Annotated in this window: 16 protein-coding genes and 2 pseudogenes; 8 read left to right on the plus strand and 10 right to left on the minus strand. The window is 39.8% G+C overall.

Annotated elements, in window-relative coordinates; all coding sequences use genetic code 11:
• Positions 1–112 precede the first annotated feature (112 nt).
• Positions 113–871 (minus strand): outer membrane beta-barrel protein, encoded by a 759-nt coding sequence (locus KIT27_05230; protein ID MCW5589050.1) that lies wholly within the window; start codon positions 869–871, stop codon positions 113–115.
• Positions 872–1,074: 203 nt separating this feature from the next.
• On the opposite strand from KIT27_05230, the gene metH reads away from it, so the two are divergent.
• The 3 genes from metH to KIT27_05245 all read left to right on the plus strand — a co-directional run bounded on the left by metH (position 1,075) and on the right by KIT27_05245 (position 7,436).
• A complete protein-coding gene (gene metH / locus KIT27_05235; protein ID MCW5589051.1) occupies positions 1,075–4,737 on the plus strand; it encodes a methionine synthase in 3,663 nt (1,220 codons plus the stop codon).
• Positions 4,738–4,923: 186 nt separating this feature from the next.
• Positions 4,924–6,624, plus strand: a complete 1,701-nt coding sequence (locus tag KIT27_05240) for a hypothetical protein (protein MCW5589052.1) — start codon at positions 4,924–4,926, stop codon at positions 6,622–6,624.
• Between the two features lie 281 nt (positions 6,625–6,905).
• A complete protein-coding gene (locus KIT27_05245) occupies positions 6,906–7,436 on the plus strand; it encodes a transposase (protein ID MCW5589053.1) in 531 nt (176 codons plus the stop codon).
• A 99-nt stretch (positions 7,437–7,535) separates the two neighbouring features.
• Here the strand turns inward: KIT27_05245 and metF are convergent, their stop codons facing one another.
• Positions 7,536–8,372, minus strand: a complete 837-nt coding sequence (metF, locus tag KIT27_05250) for a methylenetetrahydrofolate reductase [NAD(P)H] (protein ID MCW5589054.1) — start codon at positions 8,370–8,372, stop codon at positions 7,536–7,538.
• Positions 8,373–8,468: 96 nt separating this feature from the next.
• Between metF and KIT27_05255 the strand changes: the two genes are divergently transcribed.
• Positions 8,469–8,876 carry an RDD family protein gene (locus KIT27_05255; GenBank protein ID MCW5589055.1) on the plus strand — a complete coding sequence of 136 codons (408 nt, stop codon included), beginning with the start codon at positions 8,469–8,471 and terminating at the stop codon, positions 8,874–8,876.
• 95 nt (positions 8,877–8,971) lie between these two features.
• On the opposite strand, the gene KIT27_05260 is transcribed toward KIT27_05255, so the two are convergent.
• Together KIT27_05260 and KIT27_05265 are read right to left on the minus strand one after the other, a co-directional pair.
• The gene (locus KIT27_05260) at positions 8,972–9,358 is read right to left on the minus strand and encodes a type II toxin-antitoxin system VapC family toxin (protein MCW5589056.1); all 387 of its coding nucleotides are present in this window, start codon (positions 9,356–9,358) and stop codon (positions 8,972–8,974) included.
• Positions 9,355–9,600: a type II toxin-antitoxin system prevent-host-death family antitoxin gene (locus tag KIT27_05265; protein ID MCW5589057.1), complete on the minus strand. Its 246-nt coding sequence runs from the start codon at positions 9,598–9,600 to the stop codon at positions 9,355–9,357. The genes KIT27_05260 and KIT27_05265 overlap by 4 nt, the downstream gene beginning before the upstream one ends.
• 55 nt (positions 9,601–9,655) lie before the next feature.
• Here KIT27_05265 and KIT27_05270 point away from each other — a divergent pair, with 55 nt between their 5' ends.
• Together KIT27_05270 and KIT27_05275 are read left to right on the plus strand one after the other, a co-directional pair.
• A complete protein-coding gene (locus KIT27_05270) occupies positions 9,656–9,823 on the plus strand; it encodes a hypothetical protein (GenBank protein MCW5589058.1) in 168 nt (55 codons plus the stop codon).
• 432 nt (positions 9,824–10,255) lie between these two features.
• Positions 10,256–11,797: a hypothetical protein gene (locus KIT27_05275; protein MCW5589059.1), complete on the plus strand. Its 1,542-nt coding sequence runs from the start codon at positions 10,256–10,258 to the stop codon at positions 11,795–11,797.
• Between the two features lie 109 nt (positions 11,798–11,906).
• Here the strand turns inward: KIT27_05275 and hemH are convergent, their stop codons facing one another.
• Positions 11,907–12,881, minus strand: a complete 975-nt coding sequence (gene hemH, locus KIT27_05280; protein ID MCW5589060.1) for a ferrochelatase — start codon at positions 12,879–12,881, stop codon at positions 11,907–11,909.
• Between the two features lie 237 nt (positions 12,882–13,118).
• Here hemH and KIT27_05285 point away from each other — a divergent pair, with 237 nt between their 5' ends.
• Both KIT27_05285 and KIT27_05290 read left to right on the plus strand, forming a co-directional pair.
• Positions 13,119–13,619: a TlpA family protein disulfide reductase gene (locus tag KIT27_05285; GenBank protein MCW5589061.1), complete on the plus strand. Its 501-nt coding sequence runs from the start codon at positions 13,119–13,121 to the stop codon at positions 13,617–13,619.
• A 63-nt stretch (positions 13,620–13,682) separates the two neighbouring features.
• A complete protein-coding gene (locus tag KIT27_05290; GenBank protein ID MCW5589062.1) occupies positions 13,683–14,474 on the plus strand; it encodes a squalene/phytoene synthase family protein in 792 nt (263 codons plus the stop codon).
• Positions 14,475–14,683: 209 nt separating this feature from the next.
• On the opposite strand, the gene KIT27_05295 is transcribed toward KIT27_05290, so the two are convergent.
• From KIT27_05295 to KIT27_05315, 5 genes and pseudogenes are all read right to left on the minus strand, one after another.
• Positions 14,684–15,961, minus strand: coding sequence for a hypothetical protein (locus KIT27_05295; protein MCW5589063.1), 1,278 nt, complete (start codon positions 15,959–15,961; stop codon positions 14,684–14,686).
• Between the two features lie 335 nt (positions 15,962–16,296).
• Positions 16,297–16,695, minus strand: coding sequence for a hypothetical protein (locus KIT27_05300; GenBank protein ID MCW5589064.1), 399 nt, complete (start codon positions 16,693–16,695; stop codon positions 16,297–16,299).
• A 63-nt stretch (positions 16,696–16,758) separates the two neighbouring features.
• The gene (locus KIT27_05305) at positions 16,759–17,475 is read right to left on the minus strand and encodes a pseudouridine synthase (GenBank protein ID MCW5589065.1); all 717 of its coding nucleotides are present in this window, start codon (positions 17,473–17,475) and stop codon (positions 16,759–16,761) included.
• Positions 17,472–18,191: pseudogene (gene scpB / locus KIT27_05310) on the minus strand (SMC-Scp complex subunit ScpB). The gene KIT27_05305 and the pseudogene scpB overlap by 4 nt, the downstream one beginning before the upstream one ends.
• A pseudogene (locus tag KIT27_05315) lies at positions 18,192–18,983 on the minus strand (segregation/condensation protein A).
• Between the last annotated feature and the right edge of the window lie 16 nt (positions 18,984–18,999).

Genomic DNA, 18,999 nt, shown 5'->3' on the forward strand with positions numbered 1-18,999 from the left:
GAGCGTAGCGTAGATCCAGGATCGGAGCATTAAAAAAACTCTGATCCTGGATCTACGCTGCGCTTCGTTCCAGGCTACATGCTCTCCGTTCCAGGCTACAGCAGGCTACGTTTTAACCAAAATTAAACGTGACGCCGAAACCTAAATCGATGGCATAAGCATTTTTGGTTTTGAAGGAGACGGGATTACCGCCGGCGATAGGAGTGGCGGCGAAGGTATAATTACCTAAATTATTAAAACGCACAAAAGCGCCTAAATCGACCGACGAGGTTAATTCGCCGCGCAAACCTGCTTCCAGATCCCAGGCTAAATGATTTTTGCTGGCGGAACTATTGGTGTATAAGGCATTACCATTGGCATCGGTCACACTTAACTTTCCTTTACCGCTCGCAAAACCTAATCCACCGCCCACATAAGGAATTAATTCAGTATCCCCTGAGCTTAAAAAGTCGTAATAGACATTTCCTAAAATTTGCGTGGTACTTAAACTGGCTGTTGCCCGATTACTTGCCCCCGTAATGAAGGGATTAAACGTCATTTTTTTACTGGGTCGACCAATGAATAAGGCCTCGACGCGGATCGGTGCGGCAAATTGCGGACTAAACGCATAGCCTAAGCCTAAATCCACCGCTAAATTACTCACCCGCCGTGATTTTTTATCTAAGCTACCTAATGACGTTGTGGTATTAAAACTGAGCAGCGTTAATGCGTAAGCGCCATCCACTTGCACATAAAAGTGCCCGTTATTAAATACGCTCGGCGAACGATATAACATATTGCTAGAATCATCCACCTGTGCAAAAGCCGTGGAGGAAAAACTCATTAATGAAAATATGCAACCACACAAAATTTTTTGATATTGACGTGCCATGTATTACCCTACCCTTTATTCATGAAAATTGGCTTAATCCTAGCACAAGGATGCGGCAGAAAATAGTAATGCAAAAGTATTTGCTTTAAAATGCATTTTTAAGCCTGGTGGCAGTAACCCATGCCGTAAGAATTGCAACGCTATCGTAACAATTTCACGGACAAAATATGGGTTAACGCTCAATCGAATGCAAAGGAAAACATATGAATTCTTGTGGATCTGAATTACGCCACTTATTATCTCAACGCATTTTATATCTCGATGGTGCCATGGGCACGATGATCCAAAATTTAAAATTAACTCGAGAAGATTTTCATGGGTCGCGCTTGCAACAGCACCCTCACGATTTACAAGGCAATAATGATATTTTAACGCTCACTCAACCGGAAATTATTTTAAATATTCATCGCCAATATTTAATCGCTGGTGCAGATATTATCGAAACCAATACCTTTAATTCCAACGCCATTTCGCAAAGTGATTATGCGTGTGAAAATCTTACCTATGAATTAAATGTCGCTGCCGCAGCCTTAGCCAAAAAAGCCTGTGCTGAATTTTCTACTGCAGAAAAACCACGATTTGTTGCTGGCGTGATGGGTCCCACCAATCGTACGGCATCCCTCTCGCCCGATGTTAATAATCCAGGACTTCGCAATACCAGTTTTGATGAATTAGTTCACACCTATCAAGAATGCATTCACGGCTTAATTAAAGGTGGTGCCGATATTTTATTAGTCGAAACTATTTTCGATACATTAAATGCTAAAGCGGCGTTATTTGCGCTTGAAGATTATTTTGAACAGCACCAGCTTCGTTTACCCGTGATGATTTCTGGCACCATTACCGATGCCAGTGGACGCACGCTTTCGGGTCAAACCCTGGCGGCATTTTGGTATTCGTTAAAACACATAAAACCCCTGAGCATTGGTTTAAATTGTGCGTTAGGTGCAAAAGAATTACGCCCGTATTGCGAAGAATTAGCCAAAATTGCCGATACGTTTGTGAGTTGTCATCCCAATGCCGGTTTGCCCAATGCCTTTGGCGAATACGATGAAACTCCGCACTCCATGGCAGAACACATGCGCGACTTTGCCGAACAAGGATTTATTAATATTGTTGGCGGATGTTGTGGCACCACACCGCAACATATTCAAGCGATCATCAACGCAACTCAACATTGCACGCCGCGCCAAATTCCAACATTAAAACCCGCTTGTTATTTAAGTGGATTAGAACCTTTAATTATCGATGATGAAAGTTTATTGGTGAATATAGGTGAGCGCACCAATGTCGCCGGCTCGAAAAAATTCGCCAATTTAATTTTAAATAATCACTATCAAGAAGCCTTAAGCATTGCGCGTGAACAAGTGAATTCGGGCGCGCAAATTATCGATATTAATATGGATGACGCCATGCTCGATGCCGTGTTCGCCATGCGCCAATATTGCAATTTAATTGCCACAGAACCCGATATTGCGCGTGTACCAGTAATGATAGATTCCTCAAAATGGGAAGTGATCGTCACCGGTTTAAAATGTTTGCAAGGAAAATGCGTCATTAATTCCATCAGCTTAAAAGAAGGTGAAGCGGAATTTTTGCACCACGCTAAATTAGCCATGCGTTATGGTGCGGCCATCGTAGTAATGGCCTTTGATGAAAAAGGTCAGGCCGATACCGAAGATCGCAAACTGGAAATTTGCACTCGTGCTTATTCACTACTCACTGAAAAATTAAATTTTCCTGCGCACGATATTATTTTTGATCCCAATATTTTTGCCGTTGCTACCGGCATTGAAGAACATAATCACTATGCCATGGCTTTTTTAAATGCCACGCGGCGCATCAAACAAACTTTACCTCACGCCAAAATTAGTGGTGGCATCAGTAATTTATCGTTTTCATTTCGCGGTAATAATCCGTTACGCGAAGCGATGCATGCCGTTTTTTTATATCACGCTATTCGCGCCGGATTAACCATGGCCATCGTCAATGCTGGCGCATTACCCGTGTATGAAGACATTCCACCCGATCTTTTAATTCGCATTGAAGATGTCTTATTTAATCGTCGCCACGATGCCACAGAACGCTTATTAGCCATTGCTCATACGGTTGAACAACACACCTCCGAAAAATTAATCGATTTATCCTGGCGTGACTATGATGTTGAGAAACGTTTAGCCCATGCGGTAGTCCATGGTATTAATGATTATATCATTGCCGATTGCGATGAAATGCTGCCTAACATTGCCTCTCCACTCGAAATTATTGAAGGGCCATTAATGAAAGGCATGAATATTGTTGGCGATTTATTTGGTGCCGGCAAAATGTTTTTACCGCAAGTGGTGAAAAGTGCTCGCGTGATGAAACAAGCCGTCGCTCATTTAGAACCCTATTTTTCCCGCACTTCAGAAAAACCACAGAGTAAAGGCAAAATTATTTTAGCCACGGTTAAAGGCGATGTGCACGATATTGGAAAAAATATTGTCGGTGTGGTTTTGCAATGCAATCATTATGAGGTGATTGATTTAGGCGTGATGGTTCCTGGCAATAAAATTTTAGCCACTGCAGAAGAACTAAAAGCCGATATTATTGGCTTAAGCGGATTAATCACACCGTCACTTGAAGAAATGCAAATTAACGCCAAAGAAATGCAGCGTTTGCAATTTACCATCCCACTCCTAATTGGTGGGGCAACAACCTCCAAAAAACACACCGCTGCCAAAATTGCACAAAAATACGATCATCCCGTTATCCACGTTAAAGATGCTTCGCGAGTGGTTAACGTCGTCAGTCAATTATTAAATCCCGAAACGAAAAAATCATTTTGCGCCGAAACTCAACGCGAATATCGCCAAATTTTTCAACATTATCAAAATCAAGATGCCAGAAGTCCTCGTGTCACCCTTCCAGAAGCGCGTGCGAATAAATTATTAATTGATTGGGAAAGTTATCAGCCGGTAACACCGAATTTTCTCGGAATAAAAATAATCGAGGATGTTACGATTGCCAGTTTAGTCGATTATATCGATTGGACGCCATTTTTCAAAACCTGGGAATTAGCGGGACGTTTTCCTCATATTTTAAACGATGAAATTATCGGTGAAGCAGCGCGCAATTTATATCACGATGCTAAGATAATGTTAGAACATATCATCAGCCATTCGATTTTAACCGCGAAAGGTGTGGTCGGAATATTTCGCGCAAATCAAATTAATGAAGATGATGTAACTTTATTAGATGAGAAAAATCAGCAAACAACGCTGCATTTTCTTCGCCAACAAATGGTAAAATCAACCAATAAACCTAATTTATGTTTAAGTGATTTCATTGCGCCACAATCCTCGGGAAAAACCGATTATATCGGCCTATTTGCGGTGACCACAGGAATTGGTTTAGAAGCATTTGTTGAAGAATTTGAAAAAGCGCACGATAGTTATAATAGTATTTTAGCCAAAGCTTTAGCCGATCGCTTAGCAGAAGCCTTTGCCGAATATTTGCATCAGCGCGTGAGAAAAGAATTATGGGGTTATGCCGCAGCAGAAACATTAAGCAACGAAGAATTAATTCGCGAACATTATCAAGGCATTCGCCCAGCACCCGGCTATCCTGCTTGTCCCGATCACACGGAAAAAGCAACATTATTTCATTTACTGAACGTGACTAAACACACGGGGATTTGTCTTACCGAAAATTATGCGATGTGGCCTGCTGCTAGTGTCAGTGGTTATTATTTCGCGCATCCCCAGGCACAATATTTTGGCACGGGAAAAATTGATCGCAATCAAATTGAAGACTACGCCAAACGCAAGAATTTATCGGTAGATAATGCTGAAAAATGGCTAAGCCCCATTTTAGCCTACGATTAATTACCGTAGCTGGACCCGTGTAGCCTGGAACGGAGCGCAGCCGTAGCCTGGAACGGAGCGCAGCCTGTAGCCTGGAACGGAGCGCAGCCGTAGCCTGGAACGGAGCGCAGCGTAGATCCAGGATCGGAATATTAAAAAAACTCCGATCCTGGATCCACATTACACAATTAAAATAGGAGATATAACATGGAAAATACACCAATAACTTTATCATCACCAAAGACCCCACTGCTCGATGATGAAGAACAAAAAAATACCCCACCTCAGGAAACCTCAACCTCCCTCCCCGAGTTTTTGCAAAATCCTTATGAACACAAACTATTGTCATTTTCCTCCTATGTGCAGGCATTCGCGATTATTACAGGCTACCTTGTCACCTTCACCGGCAATAATCCGCGCAGCGTGGCGATTTTAATTAAATTATTACAAGGAGAAACTTTCCAAGAGGCCAATGATCACGCACCAAAAACAATAACAGAAATGACCACCATCGAAGGTATTCTTGGCATGCTCACAGCATTGGGTGCAACGGCAGTGTATGCGATATATGCCTTAGTATTAATAGAAGCACATCAGAAAAAATTTACGCTTAAACCTGCCGAAAGTCAAACTCTCACATCAATAAAGCGCATGATAAAAAGGGTGCTTTTTAATGCTGCTGCGGCCACTGCTTCTATATTAAATGGTAACAATAATACTAACTCATTAGAATTTTTTGGATTTACTTTACCAAAAACCATTAATGCTAAACTCATTCCCAGCATTCTGGCATTTTTAAGTGGTGCTTATCCCACCTCTACTGCGAGAAAATTTGCGTTACTTACCTTCGTGATGAATGATTTTTTACAATTAAAATACAATTTGCAGTTAACTCATTTATATCTTAAGCAAGAACCGATCCAATCAAAAGACAATAAAGAATATCTATTTTTACTTCTTGAAGAATTTGCAAATTATCTGCGTTTTGCTAACACCCAACAATTGGAAGAATTAACCAAACTACAGCTTACCGAAAAAAGTTTAACGGACTATTTTAAGGCGATTAAAAATTATCATCCGTCGCAAATTAACACGCAGATTTATCATTATTTCGGCAGGATCGTAAGCGCTGCATTTAGTATTTTTATGAATTGGAATTATTACGGCATCACTAAGAGCACGTTACAAAAAGCCTGTGATGTGTTGTTTGGCAATCACTCGACTGCTTTTAATGATTTTATGGGTTATTGCGCATTAGTATTTAATGCACTTGCTATTTATCCACTATTCCCTCCACAAATCATTTTAAAAATGATTAATTTATTTCAAAAAAAGGAAAATTGGTCAGATTATTTTCCTAGCCGAACAGCATTGAAAGCGGGGTTCATGAGTGCCCCACTAGGATTATCGGTTGCGATGATCACCATTGTGCTCACTGCCGCAAATCCTCATTTAGACGAAGGTATCAAAGCGACAAATTTAATTTGCTTCTTTTTGGGTGTCGCAACCACGGCAAGTTATGGTGTTCATAATAAATTAAAAAATTATTTTAACATTTTTGACCCGAGAGAAAATTTACTTAACACGAATAGACTCGTGAGTTATTTTATCGATTGTCAAACGGATGAAACCTTAGAAAGCGTAGCTAGGCAAATTAAACGCACACTACCTTCGTCAGGTTCACACATTGAAATGCGTAATTCTACACCTACCACTGAAATTCAAGATGAGCATTCCTCACCTCACCGTTCATCCATTTGCCATCAATTTTTCACCAGCCAATTTTGGTTTGATTGTTGGAGAACATTTTCCACAAAAGTAGTAGAATTATGCCGCCCCCATACCGATTACCATGAGTTACCAGAAAGTGAATCTTCATCCTCCCGCTGCCCCCGTTTTTTTAGGTAGGCCGTAGCCTGGAACGGAGCGTGTAGCCTGGAACGGAGCGTGTAGCCTGGAACGGAGCGTGTAGCCTGGAACGGAGCGTAGCGTAGATCCAGGATCGAAGCCTGTTTAAAATTCCGATCCTGGATCTCCGCTGCGCTCCGTTCCAGGCTACATGCTACGCTCCGTTCCAGGCTACACGCTTCGTTCCAGGCTTATCTGAATCAAATATATCCAAAATCTCAACTTGCCTGATAATTTCAGCATTTTATAATAAAAATAATTATCCAAAACGAGCAACTCAAATGGTTAATTTTCGTCGATTCTATATAGAAGGAGGTTGTTATTTTTTCACCGTCACATTAAAAAATAGAAAATCCCGGTTATTAATCGAAAAAATCGGGTTATTGCGCCAAGCATTTCAACAAGTCAAACAAGAAAATCCTTTTACAGTTGAAGCCATCGTTATTTTACCCGATCATTTTCATACTATCTGGAAGTTACCAGAACAAGATACCAATTATTCAGATAGAATGCGCAAAATAAAAAGTTATTTCACCCTTAATTTGAAAAAAAGCGGGATCATCATTTCCTGCAATCAGCGCGCTGAACACCAATTATGGCAACGCCGTTTTTGGGAACACACCATTTTTGACGAAACCGATTATGAAGAGCATGTAAATTATATTCACTATAATCCTGTCAAACATGGCTGGGTCAACGAAGTCAATCAATGGCCATATTCCTCCTTTCACCAATTTGTCGCTCAACAATTATTACCTAAAAATTGGGCTGGCAAAATAAAATCTTCCTCCAAACGAAACTACGGCGAATAAGTAGGCCTGGATGTAGCCTGGAACGGAGCGCAGCGGAGATCCAGGATCGGAATTTTAAACAGGCCTCGATCCTGGATCTCCGCTGCGCTCCGTTCCAGGCTACATAAACTCGGTTAAAATTTTTACGCAGGCATTGGCTTTATTTAATGTATAAAAATGCAATCCAGGTGCGCCTTCGCGAATTAAATGTTGACATAAACGTGTGATCACTTCATGGCCGAAATCTTGTAAGGCCTGTTGATCGGTTTGATAATATTCTAGTTGTTGATAAATCCATTTTGGAATATCTGCCCCACACAGCTGGGAAAATCGTTTTAATCCTTGAAAATGGGTAATAGGCATAATCCCAGGAATAATCGGTTTAGTCATGCCTAATTGGTGACAACGATCGCGAAAATAACAATAGGCATCGATGTTAAAAAAATATTGTGTAATAGCGCAATCGGCACCTTGCCGCATTTTTTGAATAAAATACTGAATATCCATTTGCGGATTTTGACTATTAGGATGCATTTCGGGATACGCGGCGACATAAATTTTAAAATAGTCTTGGGTATGTTCACGAATATAATTCACTAAATCACTTGCCTGTTTAAATCGACCTGTTAATCCCAGTTGTCCTGAAGGCAAATCACCGCGCAAAACTACAATCCGCTGAATACCTAATTGACGATAATAGGTTAAAAAGTGTTGCACAGCATTTTCGTCGATATTAATACATGAAATATGGGGTACGAGTGTCGCATGCGTAAGCGGTTGTAAATTTTTAATGGTCTCTAGAGTAGCATCTTGTTGAGAACCTCCGGCGCCAAACGTCACCGAATAAAAATCTGGATTGAAACGATTCAATTTATCTAGCGTGACTTGCAACGTTTCTTGCGCTACAGGTGTGCGCGGTGGAAAAAACTCAAAACTCAATTCCCAGGAAGTTGGCATGTCGCTCTACCTATTTTGCAAGTAAAGCAGTGAATCTACCATAAAATGCCCTAACGTGTTATGATTTTTCAACAATCGATTTAAGGAAAAATCTCCATGACAACTCCAGCCGGTGCTTGGCGTCGTTTTGCGGCAATGTTTTATGATGGAATGGTGTTATTCGCTTTATTATTAGTCGCCACTGCCATTTTAATGCCTTTTGTGGGCAACGTCGCCATTGCCCCACATCATATTATGTATCAACTTTATTTATTATTGATTTGGTTTAGTTTTTACGCCTGGTTTTGGTGCCACAAAGGACAAACCCTGGGCATGTTAGCCTGGGGAATTCAATTAGTGAGTGACGATGATAACAAAATCACTTTTCGCCAAGCACTCATTCGTTTTGTAACCGCCTTCCCAGCATGGCTCTGTGTTGGCATGGGTTTTTTCTGGCTTTTTTTTAATCCCGACCGCAAAACGTGGCAAGATTATCTTTCCCACACCCGCATCGTTATAAAGTAGCCTGGAACGCAGCGCAGCGGAGATCCAGGATCGGAGTTTTTTTAATGTTCCGAACCTGGATCTCCGCTACGCTGCGTTCCAGGCTACGCAAAGCATCATATTTTTTTTATCGAGCCTGGGTATTGAGCGACATAATCATCGCTGGTTAATAAAATAAATCCTTCTGCGAATGCTTGAGCAATTAAAATTCGATCAAAAGGATCTTTGTGGAGTAAAGGTAAGTGTTCAATTGCCACTGCGTGCTCGCTGGTAAGGGGCAACTCATTATAGCCATGGTCCAATAAACCACGACGTAATACTCGCGGATCAACTTGAAAATCAGCACGACCTAAATTACGTTTGATGACAATTTCCCATAAACTTGCCGAACTAAAAAATAATTCATTCCCTCGATCGTTAATCCAGTCCTGTGCTTGCGTGGATAATTTTTCCGGCTCTCCCGCTACCCACAATAACACATGGGTATCTAATAATAACTTCATGATTTATGACCAAAGAGTTGTTCAATTTCATCTTCACCCATGTGATCAAAATCCTCAGGTATTTGAATTTGCCCCAACATAAAACCCAATCTATTGAATGATTCAGATTCTGCGGTATTCAACGGCATCACTTTTACCATAGGTTTACCGGCTTTTGCGATCACAAAGGGGATCCCTTTCGCGGCTTGTTCAACTAAACGGGATAGTTGGGTTTTAGCTTCGTGAATATTAATGGTTTGCATAATCACCTCTATTAAACTAAGTTTATTTAGTTTAGCTTAGTCTATCATTGGAGAAATGGCAAGTAGAGTGCTGGATGCGGTAATGCTTGCTAAGCCTGAAATTTTCGGCACAGAGCCATTTTCGGAATTTGATTTTCGTAAACTATCTTCTAAAAAATCCCAATCTAGTGCTGTTTCGGGCGGCTTTTCAGCAAGAACTGCTGAGCTGAATGATCAAAAGTGAAATCCATAATAGTTTTTTTTAAAGTAAGTTCATAATAGAGTTGTTAGACGCTTCAATGCAGGGGCTGAGCGATATGCTTGTTTTCATGGAAGCTCGTCTCGAACTCATTACGGGTTTGATGGAAAACGGGTAGCATGGAACGCAGCGCAGCGGAGATCCAGGCAGATTTTTTAAGATCTTTCCCATAATCACCTAAAATAATTCAACGCTAAATAATTTTCTAAGTATAAACAACAAGTTATATAGCATATTGAAAATTTGAAACCAAATAAATATGCATATATTTTGCCTTAAAACCTTAAGGTTTTAAGGTTATAATCGGCAGGAAATAGATAAGATGAAATTGATTAAAAATTCCTACTCGATTATTAAAACTCAGCTGAAAAAATTTTTAAAAATTACCTATTTAGTTCTCAATAAAGAGATAATAATATGCTAAGCAGTGATATCAATACCCGATTTCTTGCAAATCATACATTAGTGTTTTTATACCAGCAAATACAAGGTTTTCCAAACCTTCAGTATAATGAAAATATTTCTTCGAGTTCGGAAGACTCAGAATTTAATAATTATTATAAATTTTTAATAGATAACATCAACGAGATTACAATCGATAGTAGCACTAACAGCGATAATCCATTAAATGAAATTTTAAAGCATTTTAAAACTGCTATTAATGCAGAACGTGAAATTAATATTCTAGTAAAGAATCTAAAGGATATTAATACAAAAGATAAATTCGAATCTCATATTCAAACATCTAATAATTTGAATACTCAGCTCTCCAGTTTAAAACAAGTACTGTCCGACGCAAAACAAAAACTTAGCTTTTGGGATAAGTTCATAAGCCGACTCTTCCATACTGAAAACTACAAACAATACGCTGCAATAAAAAGCTCAGTTCAACAACTCGATATCAAGGTAAAACAAACCTATTCCACCGCTGCAAATAATTCCTCATTAGGCATTTTAGCTCGCTTGAATAGTGCAAGACTTGCAGAGGATAGTAAAATATCTCTTGGTCTTTACAAACAACAACAACAACAATTATTAAATCAATTGCATGAAGTCGAAGAGAATATGGAAATTCTCAAAAGTAAAGAAAAAATAAGATGTAGCCAAAATAACGACGCCGCTAGCTCACAATTTGTGTCGTTATTGACAGCATTAGATAAAAAAACAGTAAAAATTCAATTACAAAGTCTAATACAAAGCGCACTTGAGCGTTTTCCTAATGAAAATGAGAAAAATGTAATATCACTTTATTTAAAAGATCAATATAACAAAATGAGAAATATTATAAATCGCTATGGTGGAGATAATAACGATTACATCAAAGCAAAAGAATCTATTGCTCTATCAACAATTGATTCTTCTATTACTGATGACGATCTTGCTCTTTTTTTATCGAAAAATGATCATAACAGAATTAAGCAATACTTAACACCTATTGTGAATGTAGAGAAAGCAAACAACCAAGCTTACACACATGTAGATGCTTTAAAAGCTTATCTAAAAGACAAATACACAAGACGTGAAGATAGACTTGACCCAACATTTACCTCTATCTATGTTAATAATCAACTCACTTCAACAATAAACGGTATTTTTCAAAACACTTATGATGCTGATTATTCAAGGTACTTTAAACTAACTTTAGAAAAACTTGCATACGAACAACGGTTAGATCAACTAGGATTTCCCATACCAATTGCGAAGAAAAAGCCTCAGACTACTCCTTTAAGTTCTAGCCAATCAGAAATATCACCAAGCGTTGATTCAGTTAATATTGTATTGACCAAAGCATATACTTTTTTATTAGAAGATATGACGCGACAATTAATTGAACGACGAAATAAAAACATATTGCAAGCTGTTGGTTCAGGAACATATAGCGCTTCTGAAAATGAGTTAAGAAAGCAAGCTGAATCTATATTATCAAGCACGTATAAAATTACAGCACCAAAAGTATAATCAGCTGGTTTTTCTCGTCATTGTTTGTGTAATAACAAGCATGAAACATAAGTTCCTCCTGAGTTTTGCTTTATCAAAATGTTTAATTAGCTTTCGAATTTCGCTTTACTCAGTCTAGGCTACATTCATTTGAGTTACATTCATTCACGTTACACAGGGATTTTAGTGCTTTGATGTGGTTTTCTCCTGCATTTAATGCAGGAATGTAGTGAAAGGATTCTCCGCCAGCTTCCATAAAAATATGACGGTTTTCGAGTTGGATTTCTTGCAGGGTTTCTAAACAATCGGCGGCAAAGCCCGGGCAGGTGATGGCAATATTTTTAATGCCATGGCTTGGGAGCGTTTCTAAGGTTTTATCGCAATAAGGTTGTAACCATTTGGCTTTACCAAAGCGCGATTGAAACACCACGCGCCATTGATTGGAAGACAACGCTAATTGTTTGGCAATTAATTCGGCGGTGTGTAAACACTGTTGTTGATACGGGTCGCCTAGCCGCACGCAACGTTCCGGTAACCCATGAAATGAAAATACTAGTAAATCAATGGAGGATGGGCAGTGTTTGGCAATGTGTTGAGCGCAGGCCTTAATATACTGCGGCTGATCGTGATAGCCCATAATCATCGAGATATTAGGAATAAAACGCCACGTTTTTAAAATACTTGCAATTTTATCGAACGTAGTGGCGTGGGTGGCTGCAGAATATTGTGGGTAGAGTGGTAACACAGTTAATGAAGTCACCTGGTGCGCGCGTAAATGAGTTAAAGCATCTGCCAATGAAGGGTTACCATAACGCATCCCTAATTCTACGATAACATCATCACCAAATTGTTGTTGCAGTTGGCGTTGAATATTTCGGGAATAGACTAATAAGGGTGAGCCTGCTTCTTGCCAAATGGATTGATATAATTTGGCTGAACGTTGCGGACGCAGGCGTAAAATGATGCCATGTAAAATTGGCCACCAAATGATTCGAGGAATTTCCACCACGCGTGTATCACTTAAAAATTCTGCTAAATAACGGCGTAATGCGGGCGGGGTTGGCGCATCGGGTGTGCCTAAATTGGTGAGAAGTATTCCGCGCATGCTATTCTCGTTTACCCATAAAATTTGCAGCAAGAATAACAAATTTTTACCGCAATTGGCGAATTATTTTTGGGTGGGTTATAATTTTTTGTCTGGATCATGTAGCCTGGAACGAAGCGCGGCATGTAGCCTGGAACGCAGCGCAGCGGAGATCCAGGATCGAAGTATAAAAATGCTTCTGATCCTGGATCTCCGCTGCGCTGCGTTCCAGGCTACACTAAAGTTTAAGGGAAAAATATGCGACACACATTGAGGATAGGTTTGCTGATTATAACATTATGCGCGGTACTATTGGCGTGTAAATCCGATCCTAAAATTTTAGGGCAGGATCTTCAAGGAAAACAATATGCCTTGGCAGATTTTAAGGGAAAGTGGTTGATCGTTAATTATTGGGCGAGTTGGTGTAAACCGTGTTATGAAGAAATTCCGCATTTAAATGAATTTTATCACTTGCATCACACACAAGCGATGATGTTAGGCGTTAATTACGATCGTATGAATTTAACTCAGTTAAAAGAATTTGCCCAAAAACAAGCGATTATTTACCCCTTGTTAACTGGCGATCCGGCAACGGTGCTTGGGATCACCGCCATTCCTGCCCTGCCCGCTACTTATATTTTTGATCATCAAGGTCATTTATTTAAAACATTATTAGGACCACAAACCGTGAAAGATTTAGAATTAGCCATGGGATTAACGAATTCTCCAGTATTAGAATTAAAACACGAAAAAAATTAGGTTCGTCAAATTACTCAAGGCAACTCTCTTTTTCACTGTTCAACAATAAGCATATAAAATATTATGAATGAACTTAAAGCAGGCTCGAATTTATATTACAGTTTATTATTCACCAAACCTCCGTATAAAGCCTTACTCACTGCCTTACATAGCTGGTGGCAAGAAGTGAATAACATTTTATTCACCGTGAGCGATCCCGGCGTGGCACGAGTTAAATTACAATGGTGGCGCGATGAAATATCCCGTTTATTTCACCAGCAAGCGCAACATCCGTTAACGCAACGTTTGCAGACTGCGGCTCACGATTTATCTTGCGATGATTTTTTAGCGATAATCAATGGCGTGCAATTTTTTTTAGATCATCCGCAATTTTCCGATCGACAAACAGTGCAGGATTATTGTGAATTTACCTGGGGAAATTTAATTCGACTGCACTTGGCATTATTAAAAAAAGATGAAAAAATGTGTCCCTGGATTAATGAATTAGCGGTTATTTTAGGTAAAACCGATTTATTTTTGCAGTTGGGCTATTATTTACGGCGCGGTTATTGTTTTATTCCCAGTCAGGATATTCAAGCCTTCGCAATTGACGATAACCAGTTGCAACAGTGTCAATGGCATCCTGCCTTTCAAAGCTATGCCACGCAATGGCATCAAGCTATTCAACAGCAGTATTTTAAAATTCGCGAAAATATAACAGCGGTTACTGTGGGTTACGAACTGCTTATTTTCACACAATTACTGTTATCCACATTTCAGGAAGTAGCGAAAACTCACTATTCTATTTTAAACGCAACTCTTGAACTCACACCCTTAAGAAAATTATGGATTGCTTGGCGAGTGAGTCTGCGTTAAACGTGGTTTGAATTGTGTCGCCTGGAACGGTGTGCCGTGCTGTAGCCTGGAACGGTGTGAGTGCTGTAGCCTGGAACGCAGCGCAGCGTAGATCCAGGATCGAAGTATAAAAATGCTTCTGATCCTGGATCTACGCTGCGCTGCGTTCCAGGCTACGCGATCCAGCGAAGTTCCAGGCTACGTGATCCAGCGGAGATCCAGGCTACAGATTATGTTTTATGATCGACTTCGGTGGTGGCAATAAAACTAAAATGGAGCTGTTGTTCGAGTGTGGTTAAGGCATCGCTAATAATGGCGGAGAACTCGGTTCTGTCTTGTGCCTGATTAAAATTAAACGTGCTGGCTAACGTGGCATGATGGTTTGTCATGCTTTGTTCAAATGCTGCTTTTGCCGCTTGAGTTGAAATGAATTCATACTGATTGGCTGAATTTACATAACCTAGCGTATTCATATTCTGTATAAATACCGCTTCTAATTGAGCGAGATTAAACGATAGTGAATTATTGGATGATAATCCGTATTGATTTAAATTAGCATTATTATTATTTAATTGATCAACATAATACATAATTTGACGGGGATATAAAATAAAGGTCGTACCTTGATACCATTGCGGCAAGCTGTATTTTTGCGCGGCGCCTGAAAATTGCAAGGCATTAATAAAATCTTGATCATTTAAGCGATAATCCATTAGCGACTGCACATAATTAAGATTATTGCTGGGCGATGAACACAAATACAATTCCGTTTTTAATATTTCAGAATAAGTGCCTGCGTTATAAGCGGCATTTAATAATAAACTGAGGTTAGAAAATTTTCCATTCGCCAAATTATTTTTGCAATTTTGCCAAGTATCGGCCTCTGGCCCCCAAGAAGGTTGATTAATTAATTCTAAGCGATTTAAATCATTAAAATGAAAATAAGCGGCAGCAATTGGGGCAAAATACAAATTGTCTAAACTAGCAGGACCATTTTGCGTAGTTTGTTTTCCAGAATCTTGATCGTTAATGCTATAGCCTAATGAACCTTGTAAACTGGTGTAATTAATTAAACCTAATGAACCTGGGGTATCTAAACTCGGCAAGCGTTTCGAATAATCGTTGAGTTGATAAGGGCCGCCTTGGCCTGGTGCTAATAATTGAGCGCGCTCGGTGGAATTATTGATCCAATTCGAGCCATCATAATTCATTGTCGAAATATTTTCTTGTAGCAATTGGCCGAATAAACTGCCATAGACGTAATCGTGATTCAATGTCCAGGTCGGATATTTTTCGTGGATCATATTGCCGAGTAACACGCCGGCAACGTAATTCGATAAAATTAAATCGCGATATTTATTTTGGGTTAAGTCAATGGATTCGGTGATGTTGGTAATCGCGACAGGAAATTTTACGTGATAGTAAATTTGATTGATTGAAGTTACGGCAAAACTTGGAGTGAATGCGCCACACAGGGTTAACGCGGCAAAGAAGGTGTTTTTTAACATCTGGATACTTCCTCGTTCTTTTTCTCTACGCAATTTGTACATTAACATGATGAGGATGATTTGTAAACGACGTGATGTAGCCGGGAACGGAGCGCAGCGGAGATCCAGGATTGATCTCGATTAATCTTCGATCTTTAAACGCATAACGAAACTTGATTAAATTCAAAATTCGGTTTTTTTAGAATTTCTGATCCGGGTTCGCAGCGCAGCGAAGTTCCAGGCTTGTATGATAGTAAATGTAAGTCGAAAAGTTTAATTTTTTTATAGTTAGGATCCTGGATCTCCGCTGCGCTCCGTTCCAGGCTACACGTTTCGTTCGTGGCTACGCGCTACTCTTAAATATCGATAAAGGGTTTTATGTCGGGGATTTCCCATTTGTGACGTGCTGATTTGCTTAATAAGGTTTCTTCTTGATAGTAATCCAGCGGTAAGCTTTGATCCATTAAGTGTTCATTGTGCGTGAGAAAATCGGAAAAAATTTCGCCGTAAGGGTTTACTTCGATGGCGCGATAGACCATATAAATCCAAAAGCGGACTAGCGTATCGTGGTAAAAATTATCATCTTCTAAGGATTGCGCGTAATTTTTTAAGCGGTAAACAATTTCCGCACTGGCGGTATCAAATTCATAGGTATTTAAATAAAGCCAAGATACGCGTAATAAGGCTTCGTGATCGAATTCTTGCTTGGGGATTTGTTGATTTTCAAAACTTTGTAAGAACTCCATGTCTTCCATCGCTCATCATCCTTATTCACGTTTCCGTAAGGATAAGTATAGACGAAAAATTCAAGAAAATTATTAGGGCAGATAACGTTGAATTTCGTGTTGAGTTAATTCGCGATATTGACCAGGCTTTAAATCCCGTGGCAGGACAATATTGCCGTAACGAATGCGAATTAAACGGCTTACCGTGGCGCCAATACTTTCCCATAATCGCCGAACTTCACGATTTCTGCCTTCACGCAAGATAACATAGTACCAATGATTGGCACCTTTTCCGCCTTTATCGAGAATTTCATCGAATTGCGCCACACCATCGTCTAAACGAATACCTTGCTGCAATTGCGATAATTGTTCGTTACTAACTTCACCTAATACTCGCACGGCATATTCACGCTCTATTTGATAACGAGGATGCATTAATTTTTCAGCAAGTTCACCGTTATTCGTTAATAATAATAAGCCCAAGGTATTAATATCTAAACGTCCAACACTCACCCACCGACCTGTGGTTAATTTGGGCAGTCGTTCAAAAATCGTCGGGCGATTTTCCGGATCGTTACGCGTACAAATTTCTCCAATAGGTTTATGATAAATTAATACTCGCGTACTTGCAGGAGGCGATAAATCTATTTGGCGATTATCCACCGTGATGTGATCGTGAAAATTGACCCGTTGCCCAACATGGGCTAATTCGCGGTTGACGAAAATACGACCTTGTTTAATCATTTCTTCAATTTGACGGCGCGAGGCTATTCCTAAATTTGCTAATAATTTTTGAATTTTTTCACTCACTGTAATACTTCTTCTATCATTTCTTCTTGAGTTACATTTTCTGATGAAACTTCCTCACTGATAATTAGCGGTGGATGCTCTGCGTCAGCAGGGATAGTTTCTGTAATAACCTCATCATTAAGTGCCATAACAACCTCATCGGCAACGGGTTTTAATTCTAATTCTGCTTGCACGGTTTTTTCGGTTTTTTCTAAATCGATGATTTCTTGTAAGGTTGGCAAATCGTCTAATTTTTTTAAATTAAAATCATCTAAAAATTGTTTGGTTGTGGCAAATAATGCAGGACGTCCTGGCACTTCTTTGTGTCCAACAATTTTAATCCAACCGCGCTCACTCAAGGTTTTAGTAATGTTAGAACTGACCACCACACCACGAATTTCTTCAATTTGCGCACGGGTTATCGGTTGGCGATAGGCAATTAAGGCCAAGGTTTCCATCACGGCGCGCGAATAACGCGCCGGTTTTTCTTCCCATAAATTAGCAACATAAGCGGCATATTCGCGGCGCGCGTGGATACGAAATCCACTGGCCACTTCGACTAATTCTATTCCGCGTTCGTTATAATCGGTTTGTAATTCGTGCAAGGCTTGACGAATATCCGTGATTTCTGGCATTTCCGTTTCTGGAAATAATTTTTGTAACGCATCGATGGTCAATGGAGAATCGGATGCCATTAAAATCGCTTCGAGACAATTTTTTAATTTCATTTAACTCACTGCCTTAACATGAATGGGAGCAAATGGCTCGTTTTGAACTAATTCCACCATACCACCTCGAATTAATTCGAGCAATGCCAATAAGGTGACCACGACACCCATGCGTCCTTCTTCAAAGGTAAATAAGCTGGGGAATTCTGCAAAGGTTTCGCTGGATAATTTTTCTAAGACCTGTGTCATGCGTTCGCGCACTGATAAAGGTTCGCGAGTGATGTGATGGTGCGCTGTCATTTCCGCGCGTTTCATCACGTCCATGAAGGCATGCATGATATCTTTCAAATCGACTTTGGGTTGTGGTTTTTCGATTTCTACTTTTGGTACCACCACATTTACAGCAAAGGTATCGCGACCATGACGAGGTAATTCGTTTAAGTCTTCGGCGGCTTGTTTAAACCGTTCGTATTCTTGCAAGCGACGAATTAATTCAGCACGGGGATCATCTTCTTCTTGTTCTTCGTTAGCAACGCGGGGTAACAGCATGCGCGATTTTATTTCCGCTAAAATCGCCGCCATTAATAAATATTCTGCCGCTAATTCAAAGCGCAAGGCTTTCATGATTTCCACATATTCCATATATTGACGGGTTATTTGTGCGATTGGAATGTCTAGAATATCGAGATTTTGACGACGAATTAAATATAATAATAAATCGAGTGGACCTTCAAATGCTTCTAAGATAATTTCCAAGGCATCGGGTGGAATGTATAAATCTTTGGGAATTTCTAAAATTTTTTTCCCCGCCACCACAGCGATGGGTTTTAATTCAGGTTCTTCTTCTGCTGCTGTTGTTATTAGGGTTTCTTCCGCT

Source organism: Legionellales bacterium (genome assembly GCA_026125385.1).
In the GTDB taxonomy this organism is placed as follows: Bacteria; Pseudomonadota; Gammaproteobacteria; order JAHCLG01; family JAHCLG01; genus JAHCLG01.

What these genes read in the sequence shown, in the direction of transcription:
- metH (MCW5589051.1), top strand. Translation starts at nt 1,075, where the DNA reads ATGAATTCTTGTGGATCTGAATTACGCCACTTATTATCTCAACGCATT.
- KIT27_05290 (MCW5589062.1), top strand. Translation starts at nt 13,683, where the DNA reads ATGAATGAACTTAAAGCAGGCTCGAATTTATATTACAGTTTATTATTC.
- KIT27_05240 (MCW5589052.1), top strand. Translation starts at nt 4,924, where the DNA reads ATGGAAAATACACCAATAACTTTATCATCACCAAAGACCCCACTGCTC.
- KIT27_05230 (MCW5589050.1), bottom strand. Translation starts at nt 871, where the DNA reads ATGGCACGTCAATATCAAAAAATTTTGTGTGGTTGCATATTTTCATTA.
- KIT27_05300 (MCW5589064.1), bottom strand. Translation starts at nt 16,695, where the DNA reads ATGGAAGACATGGAGTTCTTACAAAGTTTTGAAAATCAACAAATCCCC.
- KIT27_05265 (MCW5589057.1), bottom strand. Translation starts at nt 9,600, where the DNA reads ATGCAAACCATTAATATTCACGAAGCTAAAACCCAACTATCCCGTTTA.
- KIT27_05260 (MCW5589056.1), bottom strand. Translation starts at nt 9,358, where the DNA reads ATGAAGTTATTATTAGATACCCATGTGTTATTGTGGGTAGCGGGAGAG.
- KIT27_05255 (MCW5589055.1), top strand. Translation starts at nt 8,469, where the DNA reads ATGACAACTCCAGCCGGTGCTTGGCGTCGTTTTGCGGCAATGTTTTAT.
- KIT27_05275 (MCW5589059.1), top strand. Translation starts at nt 10,256, where the DNA reads ATGCTAAGCAGTGATATCAATACCCGATTTCTTGCAAATCATACATTA.
- KIT27_05245 (MCW5589053.1), top strand. Translation starts at nt 6,906, where the DNA reads ATGGTTAATTTTCGTCGATTCTATATAGAAGGAGGTTGTTATTTTTTC.
- KIT27_05270 (MCW5589058.1), top strand. Translation starts at nt 9,656, where the DNA reads ATGGCAAGTAGAGTGCTGGATGCGGTAATGCTTGCTAAGCCTGAAATT.
- hemH (MCW5589060.1), bottom strand. Translation starts at nt 12,881, where the DNA reads ATGCGCGGAATACTTCTCACCAATTTAGGCACACCCGATGCGCCAACC.
- KIT27_05285 (MCW5589061.1), top strand. Translation starts at nt 13,119, where the DNA reads ATGCGACACACATTGAGGATAGGTTTGCTGATTATAACATTATGCGCG.
- metF (MCW5589054.1), bottom strand. Translation starts at nt 8,372, where the DNA reads ATGCCAACTTCCTGGGAATTGAGTTTTGAGTTTTTTCCACCGCGCACA.
- KIT27_05295 (MCW5589063.1), bottom strand. Translation starts at nt 15,961, where the DNA reads ATGTTAAAAAACACCTTCTTTGCCGCGTTAACCCTGTGTGGCGCATTC.